The organism is Parafrankia sp. FMc2, from assembly GCF_041008525.1.
Classification (GTDB): Bacteria; Actinomycetota; Actinomycetes; order Frankiales; family Frankiaceae; genus Parafrankia.
This window is the reverse complement of the sequence record NZ_JBFLUG010000060.1, coordinates 37,517-46,282: the sequence shown is the minus strand read 5'-3', so window position 1 is coordinate 46,282 and position 8,766 is coordinate 37,517. Positions and strand designations below refer to the sequence as shown.

7 protein-coding genes and 1 pseudogene are annotated in these 8,766 nt (G+C 74.3%); 6 read left to right on the top strand and 2 right to left on the bottom strand.

Going from position 1 to position 8,766, the window contains the following annotated elements; translation table 11 throughout:
* Positions 1–60 precede the first annotated feature (60 nt).
* The 6 genes and pseudogenes from AB1460_RS20750 to AB1460_RS20725 form a co-directional block, all read left to right on the top strand.
* Positions 61–312, top strand: a pseudogene (locus tag AB1460_RS20750) (hypothetical protein); the annotation flags it as partial.
* A 438-nt stretch (positions 313–750) separates the two neighbouring features.
* Positions 751–3,126, top strand: coding sequence for a hypothetical protein (locus AB1460_RS20745; protein ID WP_368963418.1), 2,376 nt, complete (start codon positions 751–753; stop codon positions 3,124–3,126).
* A gap of 240 nt (positions 3,127–3,366) precedes the next feature.
* Positions 3,367–3,795, top strand: coding sequence for an ATP-binding protein (locus AB1460_RS20740; protein WP_018639744.1), 429 nt, complete (start codon positions 3,367–3,369; stop codon positions 3,793–3,795).
* 190 nt (positions 3,796–3,985) lie between these two features.
* Positions 3,986–5,023: a tellurite resistance TerB family protein gene (locus AB1460_RS20735; RefSeq protein WP_368963416.1), complete on the top strand. Its 1,038-nt coding sequence runs from the start codon at positions 3,986–3,988 to the stop codon at positions 5,021–5,023.
* The gene (locus tag AB1460_RS20730; RefSeq protein WP_368963415.1) at positions 5,020–5,520 is read left to right on the top strand and encodes an NUDIX hydrolase; all 501 of its coding nucleotides are present in this window, start codon (positions 5,020–5,022) and stop codon (positions 5,518–5,520) included. Before AB1460_RS20735 ends, AB1460_RS20730 begins: the two co-directional genes overlap by 4 nt.
* A gap of 635 nt (positions 5,521–6,155) precedes the next feature.
* Complete coding sequence (locus tag AB1460_RS20725) at positions 6,156–7,283, top strand: lysylphosphatidylglycerol synthase transmembrane domain-containing protein (protein WP_368963414.1); 1,128 nt, start codon at positions 6,156–6,158, stop codon at positions 7,281–7,283.
* A gap of 100 nt (positions 7,284–7,383) precedes the next feature.
* On the opposite strand, the gene AB1460_RS20720 is transcribed toward AB1460_RS20725, so the two are convergent.
* Positions 7,384–8,025, bottom strand: coding sequence for a histidine phosphatase family protein (locus AB1460_RS20720; protein WP_368963412.1), 642 nt, complete (start codon positions 8,023–8,025; stop codon positions 7,384–7,386).
* Positions 8,022–8,468 carry a DUF3618 domain-containing protein gene (locus AB1460_RS20715; protein WP_368963411.1) on the bottom strand — a complete coding sequence of 149 codons (447 nt, stop codon included), beginning with the start codon at positions 8,466–8,468 and terminating at the stop codon, positions 8,022–8,024. The genes AB1460_RS20720 and AB1460_RS20715 overlap by 4 nt, the downstream gene beginning before the upstream one ends.
* Positions 8,469–8,766 lie beyond the last annotated feature (298 nt).

Below are 8,766 nucleotides of genomic sequence, written 5' to 3'. Positions count from 1 at the left end.
ATTCAATACGTAATCCTCGGTCAGGCGCGGTAAGAGAGTGAGAGTGGTAAGAAACCGTCGACCTGCCCGCCGCCCCCGCCGGCCGGAGGCTCGCACTACCCGGCTTTCGACGCTCCGAACGAGCGACTGCCAGGTCAGGGCGGCGGTCAGTTCGCCGGCTTCGAGCCGGTCTTCGACCGCTCGCAGAACGGCAAGGAGGCCGGTGTCGCCGGCGGCGTCGAGAGCCCCTACATCGAGGAGTTCGCCCGCCTCCAGGAGGGCCTGATGCGCCAGGTCCGCCGGGACGGCGAAGTCCGCCCGGACCGCACCTGACCTGCCGGCGCCAGCCAACGCAGAGCGCCGGGGGGCAGCAGGCCCGGGCAGGGCACAGCACCTGCCATCGGCCGCCAGAACACCCGCACAGCCGGCACCTTCGGGCCATCGGCCGCCCATGCGCTTCCAGCATGAAGGCCCGCAACGGCCGCAGCGCCCCCAGATACAGCTCTGACCGGCCAGATTCGCTTCTTATGAGCGTCGCGACTGCCGGGTCCGCCACCCATACGGGCCACCTGCCAGCACTTTGAGTGAAGGCTCCCGGTGAGGAAACAGAACGCCGAGAACCCCGATATGAGCAGTGCGTGGCGATCGCCGCACACTGCACTGCCGACCGGCACCGCGTTTGTACGCAGATCGTGATGACCTTGTCACCTGTTACACGCTGTGGTGGTGCCGCCCGCACGTTTCCGCCCGCAATGGTGCATGCTGCCTTCGATGGAGGATCCGCGCGTAGTCGACGTCGAGCGGTACCACGGTCAGTTGCGCTCGGAACTCGAGATGATCGCGAACGGGCCGGTACTGGCCGGACCACGGATCGTCGAGCACATCAACTCGCTGGTCACTCTCATCGATCTCCACCAGCCCAACGAGTTTGATCTCTGCCTGAGTTGCGACCGACTCTGGCCCTGCGCCACCATCGTCGCCATCACCGGGGAGCTGGCCGCCACCGAGGACGCCGTCGCGCCCCGCGCCCTGCCGGATCCGACGGCCGCCCGCGTCACCGACACCCGGGAAACACCGGTGGAGGCCGTCCGCCGCGCGGTCGACCAGCACCGGGCGCCGGACCGCGTTCCCTCGCCGCAGGCGTCCGCTCCGTCTCCCCCGTTCGACACCGGGTCCTACCCGACGGTGTCGCACCCCGGCACCACGCAGTCGATGCCACACCAGCTGCCGCCGGGAGAGCACGCCCCGACCGGCCTGCCGGGCACTGCTCCCCCCGCCGCGGGGGTGAACGACGTCCCGCGTGCGGCCGGAACGACACGCGGCCCGGCCACCGGCCCGACGCGCCGGCCTGTCTTCGGCGACCCGCTGGCGGGCATCCGCCGCCCGGGCGCGGCAGCAGCACGAGGGGCGAACACGACCCCCGCCGCCCAGACGCCCGCCGCCGAGCAGCAGCCCGACCGGACCATGACCGGCGCCCAGCCGTTGGCAGGCCAGCAGTACCCGGCGACCCATCAGCCCCCGCCCGCACGACCGCAGCCGGCGCAGCCGGACCCAGGTCGTCGGCTCGCACCGCCCGGTCTGCACCCGCCCACCGCCAGTCCGTTCCTGGACGGGCCCCCCGGCCGCGGCCGGGCCATGCCAGGGCAGCACGGCGACCTGCCCCGGGACCCCCGCGAACAGCAGAATCCCCTGACCGGACCTGCGCCTGCGCCTGGCTTCTCACGGCCTGCCATGCCGCCGCCCGGCGTCCGACCCGCGGCCGGGCCCATGACGAGCCCGCCGCAGCAGCCACACCAGCCCGACTACCGGGACCGGCCGAGCCAGCCACCGCGCCACGGCGACTCACGGCAGCCCTCCCAGCCGAACCTTCCCTCCCAGCCGGCCCATCCCGGCGAGCCCGCCTACGCGGGTCCACCCGGGTCGTCCGGTCAGCCTGGCTGGGACGGGCAACAGCCCCCGCGCCTGCGCCCGCCCGGCGCGCCCCACGCGCAGTACCCGACGGGCCCCGTGCCCACCGGGCCGGTCCCGACCGGGCACATCCCGACCGGACCTGTGCCTGGCGGACAGTTCGCACCCCGGCAGCACACGACCGGCCCTGTCCCGACTGCGCAGGTCCCCAACGGGCACCTCCACGCCGGGCAGGCCCCGACCGGGCAGTACCAGACCGGGCAGGTCCCCACCGGACAGGTCCCGACCGGGCAGTACCAGACCGGACAGGTCCCGACCGGACAGGTCCCGACCGGGCAGGGCAGGGCCGGGCAGGGCAGGGCCGGGCAGATGCCCACCGGGCCAGTCACCACGGGGCAGTTCCCCACCGGATCCGGCGACCGGGGCCCGGTACACGGACAGCCTCCTGCTGCCGGGATGGCACAGATGGCACAGGACGCCGCGCCACGCGGGAGCCTCTTCGAGCCGCCCGCCGCTGCGTCCCGGCCGCCTGCCGACGTCGGGCGGGCAATCCCGGCCGCGGACGCGGAGCGGTTGTCGGTGCCGACATCCCGGCCGGCACCGTCGATCTCCGGCCCGGTCGAGCTGAGTCTCGCCGCCGCGCGGGCCGCGGAACTCGCCCGCGGGCAGGCTGCGGCCGCCGCCGGCCCGCCGCCCCCGCGCCACCCCGAGATCATCCGCGGCGCCGACCGGGGCAGCCGCCCGGCGGCGGGGCGACTCTCGGCCGACCAGAGCCGTCCACGCGGCCGGCACGCGGGGCCGGAGCAGCCCCGCCCGCAGGGCTCGCCGTGGGCCAGTCCGGCAGGCGAGCAACGCCGTCCCATCTCGGTCGACGACTCATGGGCCGGGACAGGGCGGGACCCGGCCAGCCGCGCGCGCCTCGGCGGGCCTGCCGGCCCCACAGGGCCTGGCCAGAACGGCCACGGCGGCCCCCACGGCCAGGCCGGCGCGAACGGGTACGGCGGCCAGAACGGGCACGGCGGCCAGAACGGCCAGAACGGCTATCGCGGAGCAGGCACGGACCCGGGCGGCGCTGACGTCGGCATCGGCGGGCCGCAGCAGCCAGGTCCGGAGGGCATGCCGCGAGGCCAGCACCCTGGCGCGGGATCGGACCAGCCGACGAGTGCCGAGGTCGAGGCGGTCGCCCGGGCCTGGCTCGCACGCAAGGACTCGGTGCTCGACGGCATCGACGTGATCTGAGGAGGGTCATGACCGACCTGGACGGAGCCCGGCCCTGACGGCGTCGATACCCCGAGCCGGCCACGGCGAGTCCTGTTTCACGCCTGGCTGCGCAGGGGTCAGGCTGTCGCTCGTGCGCGTGATGTGGCCGGACCACGTCAGGCAGGTTTGAGGCCACTCCCGAGGTGGGAGGAACGCGACGCCGGCTCTACCGTGGCGTCGCTGGCAGGCCAGGATGGACGACCGCCCGGAAGGTGATGTGTGGCCGAAGCGCTGACCGCAGGCTTCGACCTGCCCGCTGACCCACGGGCGGCCGGGCGGGCCCGTGCGCTGGTTGCCGACCTGCTCGTGGCGTGGGGCTGCGGCAACGCCGCTGAGGTCGCGAAACTGCTGGTCAGCGAGGTCGTCACGAACGCGGTCCGGTTCGTCGGTGCGCGTGAGGTGCTGCGGCTCACCGTCGAGTGCGGGTCCGATCTGATCCGCGTCTCCGTGAGTGACGGCAGCCCGCTGCGGCCTGTGCTCCGGGCCGCGCAGGACGACGACGAGTCCGGCCGGGGCATGCAGCTCGTCAGTGCCCTCGCGACGAGCTGGGGTGTGGTGGACGACCCGCCCTCCGCCGGCGTGGGCAAACAGGTCTGGTTCGAGCTGCCATCCGCAGAGTCGACAGCCGTCGGGTGCCGGGCCTACTGAGAACGTTCACGTGATCGGCCGTCCGTGCCCGGAACAACGATCACACCACTCAGCCCGACGCTGCGCCACCAGGCAGCCAGAATGCGGTGAAATTATCGCCGGGCAGTAGATGATGTCGACATACCAGCATCCAGGTGACCGCAGGGCGTCACATTCGGGGGACGGTATGCCGGCACAGACGCAGTTTCTGATGGACGTCGCACTGCTCGTCGAGCTCGACGGGGGCTTCCTGGTCCACTCCACGGGCGACGGCGCGCTCCGTTTCCCGGGGGGTCCCCCACGCCCGGGCGAGTCCTCCCTGGCCGCCGCGGGGCGCCTGCTGCGGGCCACGCTGCCCCGCGGTGTCGTGTCAGCACCCGGTTCCCCCCGCCAGGGCACCGCACGGTCAGCACGCCCGCAGGAAGCCGGTCGGGGCTTCGCCTTTGCGGGGTGTGTCGAGCACAGTCACTCCGGCTCCGGCGGTGGATCGGCCCCGCCCGGCGGCCCGGCACACGACCGGCATGTGCTGACCGTGCTCTACGCCGTCGCCCTCGACCCGGCGCGCCATCGCACGGGCACGGCTCTTCCGCCGGGGCTGCGCCTTCTCCGGCCCTACGAGGGGACGTCGGGCACCACGCTGGCGGACGTCCGGCCGGTCGAGGTTGGCCGGGCCGCCACGGCCTGGTGGTCCGAGCGTTGGCCGTCCTGGAACGGGCTGGCCGTCACGGACGCGGAACCGTGGTGGACGGCGCTGCGCCAGTCGGTCCGGACCCTGCGCGCCCAGCTGACCGCGCGTCGCGACGACCTGCGCGGCGAAGCGTTCCGCGACGCCGCGGTGGCTGTCTGCGCCCTGGTCGCGGTGGCGGACGGGCGCGTCGACCCCGAGGAGCGGGATGCGATGGTCGCGTCGATCCACGGCGAGGCGGTGCTGGCGGACTACCCGCGCGCCGATCTGGAACGCCTGTTCGACCAGCATGTCACCCGCCTGCGCGCGGACCTCGTGGCCGGCCGGCGAGCCGCCATGCGCGAGATCGGCAAGGTGCGCGGGGACGCCGTGCGATCCTGGGCGGTGCTGCGCTTCGGCGCTGTCGTCGGGCGGGCCGACGGGTACTTCGATCCGGACGAGCGCCGGGTCGTCCAGGACGCCGCCGAGGTCCTCGGGCTGAGCGCCAACGCCCTCGCCGTCCAGGCCGTGGACGAGGGCACCGGTGGCGGGCACGGCGGGGACCCCGACGGGAGCCTCCGGTGAGCGCGACCGTCAGCGACCCGGCCGCGGCCGGTCGGGGACCGTCCACCGCTCCGGTGCTGTACGCCCGGGTACTTCTCACCATCGGCGACCGGATCGTCGTCGCCAACCACCGCGGGCAGCCGTGGTTCTTCCTGCTCGGCGAACGGGTGGCCGCCGGCGAGGGCGTCGAGCAGGTTCTGCAACGGCTGCTGCGCCGTGCCGCCGGGTTCGAGGTGCGCTCGCTCGACTTCGTCGGCGGGATGGAACGCCCCGGTACCGACCCCGGAGCCCGGCCTGAGGTCGACCTGCTCTTCGCGGGCGCAGTGCCCCGGTACGCCGAGTTCGGCAGCCGTCTCGACGACCTCGACCTCGTCACCCTCCGGACGTCCGACCTCGGTGCCGTCGCTTTCCGCCCCGCAGGGGCCGGCGACATGATCAGGACATGGCTGGCCGACCGCGAACCGCGGTGGCACACCGACAGGGGGTCCGGGCACCCCACGAGTGTGGCGCCCAGCTGAGCGAACCGCGCGCCGAGCCGCTCCGGGACGGGTCAGTACCGGACGCCCGGGTGCTCTGCCACGGCCACCCAACCGTCATCTCCCGGGTACTTCCCTCCAAGCAGACCGGCACGTCACAGTGAGTTTGAGACGCCCGGTCGCGGCGCAGAACTGCCTTCAGCGGGACGGAGCCGCCGACCGCAGGGGGCGTCCAGCGTCGTCGTCCGTGACTTTCGCCGGGCAGTCCCGGCACGAACGACATTCAGCCGTCGTTCAGGCACGCGTCATAGCGTGAGTGGCGAGGCTTCCGGACAATGGGGGTAGACATCGAGATCCCGGTTGTGTTGAACGCCGACAGCGCCGCGACGGCTCCACGGGTCACCGGTCCCGCGCTGCCCCGTCACAGGCGCGTCGGCGAGCGCGGGCATACCGCGCCAGGGGATCGTCAGGCGTCTGGTCGCGGCGGTCAGCGTACCGGCCGTACCGGGCCGGGAGCAGCCTTCCACGCGTCCGCCCAGGTCAACAGCCCGAGCGGCGCCGAGCCGGTTGCGGCCGTCCCGGTTCGCCCGGGCGCGCAGGCGGCCCTGGCCGCTCCCGCAGTCCTTGCTCCCTCCGCTCCTTCCACTCTCTCCGCTCCCTCCGTGCTCTCGCCGGCAATGCTGGATGTTCCGGCGGTTCTGGGCGCTCCCTGCAGCCCGGGCCTGCCGGGCAAGCCAGGAGAAGCCGGCGCCCTGGGCGCGCCCGGGGCCATCCGGGCGGTGTTCGGGGGGGTCGACGCGACCGGAGCGGCGGCCATTGCCGTCGATCTCGGCGACCCGAAGCTGTTCCGGCTGCGGCGCACGCGGCTGCGGATCCTCGTCGCCGCGGGGGTTCTCGCGGTGGTCGCCGGGCTCATGGCCACCCGCTTCCGCGAGGACGTCGTCGGCTCGCTGTCGGCGGTGCCGGCCCCGCGCTGGCCCTGGCTCGTGGTCTGCGTTGTTGCCTCCGGCACCTTCTACGTGGCGCACGGGGTGAGCGTGCGCGCGGCCAGCGGGCTGCGGATGGGCCTGGGCCTCGCCACCGCCTCCCAGCTCGCCGCGGCCGCGGCGAACCGTGTCGTACCCGCCGGCCTCGGGGCCATCGCCGTCCATCTGCGCTTCCTGGAGCGGCGCGGGATGACCCGGCCCGCCGCCCTGGCTGCGGTCGCGTCCATCAAGGGCGCGGCGTTCCTCGTCCACCTGGCCGGAATCGCCCTCGTCGCCGGGACCCTGCGCGGGTCGGGCATCGGCGAGGCCGTCACCCGGCCGGTGCGGATGACCGTGAACGGCCTCGGCACCGGCCCGGTCATCGCCGGGCTCGCCGTGGTCGGGGTGGGGGTCGGCTCCGCGGTGGCGCATCCACGCATCCGCGCCCGGGCCAGGCCGGCGCTGCGGGTCTTCCGTCAGCATCTCGGCGTGCTGGCCCGCTCGCCGGGGCGCGCGATCGTGCTCGTGAGCAGCACCGCCGCCACGAAGATCTGTCAGGTCACCGCACTCGCCGGAGCTGTCTGGGCGTTCGAGGGCGGGCTCAGCATCGCGTCGGTCACCGCTGTCTACCTGGTCGGATCCGCCGTGGCCGGCGCCGCGCCCACCGCGGGCAACGTCGGTGCCCTCGAGCCGGCGCTGGTCATCGGCCTGACCGCGTCCGGCGCGACCGGCGCGGCGATGGTCGCGGCCGTGCTGGTCTTCCGTCTGATCAGCTACTGGCTGCCGATCATCCCCGGCGTCACCGCGCTGGCCATGATGCGCCGTCGCGGCGACCTCTGACGGGGACGTACCGGGTCACTGGGCCGTAGCGGGTCACGCGGAGACCTCTGATCACGCACCGGGTCGCCGCGCGGGGAAGCGGCGGCCCGGCGGGCAACGGTCAGATCGGGCCGGTGTTGAGCCGGTGCAGGACCGGGGTCTCCCGCTCGTACCCGAGTTCGGAGACCGCGGACGGCAGCACCACGAAGCCAGCACCGGCAGTCGGCGGCAGCCCCAGCCACCGCGCGATGAGCACCCGGAACATGTGGCTGTGCCCGACCAGCACGACATCGCCCTGTTCCAGCCGCGGCCGGACACGACCGAGCACGAGATCCGCGCGACGTCCGATCTGCTCGGCGCTCTCCCCACCCGGCACGTCGCCGGTGAAGACCGTCCAGCCGGGACGCTGCCGGCGGATGTCCGGGGTGGTCTCGCCTTCGAGGTCGCCGTAGTCCCATTCGGCGAGATCCGGCCACACCTCTCGTTCGAGGACCGCCGGCTGCGCCGCGCCCGGAGCGGAGCCGGCGTCCGCCGGGGCCAGGCCGGCCAGGTCGGCGGTGCGGGCCGCCCGCAGGCGCGGGCTCGTTGCCACCAGCACGAACCGCCGGTTCGCCAGCACCGCCCGCAGCTGCGCTGCCTGGCGCTCCCCGTCGGCTGTCAGCGGGATGTCCGTCCGCCCGGTGTGCCGGCCCGAGCGGCTCCACGCGGTCTCGCCGTGCCGGATCAGGGTGAGGACGCCCAGCGGCGCCGCACCACCGCTCACCGCCGCCGACGCCGCCGGCGCCGCGCCCCCATCACCAGCACGAGCGCTCCGGCCACCAGCGCGACGCGCTCCCACCGGACTGTGCGCACGATCTCGGTCGCGCCGTCGCCGTACTCCACCGGCCCAAGCGGGGGACGTCCGTCCGCCGCCACGGGGATGCCGGCGCCGTCACCGGCGCTCCCCCGGTGGGCACCCGACGGCACCGCGGCGATCGCGTGCCGGATGGCGCTGCCGGCGCCGAGGACACCACCCGCGGCCCCGTCGGCGGACCCGCCGGGGACGAACCGCGCACGGAGCTCGGCGACCTTCGACCGGAGCTGCTCGCCTGCGCGCTCCGCCACCCGCTTCGGGCTGACGATCTCAGTGATCGCGTCGATGGTTTCGGCCAGCTCGGCGCGGGTCTGTTCGATCTGACGCTGGATGACGGCCGGATCCTGCGGCACCGATGTCGCCCTCTCGGTTCTCGTGCGGGGTAGACGGGGCCGGGCTGACGACCCGTCTCGATCGTGCCAGAACAGCCCCGCCCCGGCGCAGCCATCAGGCACGCCGCACCGACCGGACCCATGCGCCCGACCCGCCCGCGCTGGCTTCCGCCACCGCTGCTGCCCTGGTCACGGTGGCGCCCGGGGCACCGAACCGATCGGGTGTGAGGTGCGGCGGCCCGCCCCGATCGGACTCCCCCGCACCGGTGCCGCCGGTCTCCCGCCCACCGGCGCTGATCAGAGGCCGCGGATGCGGCAT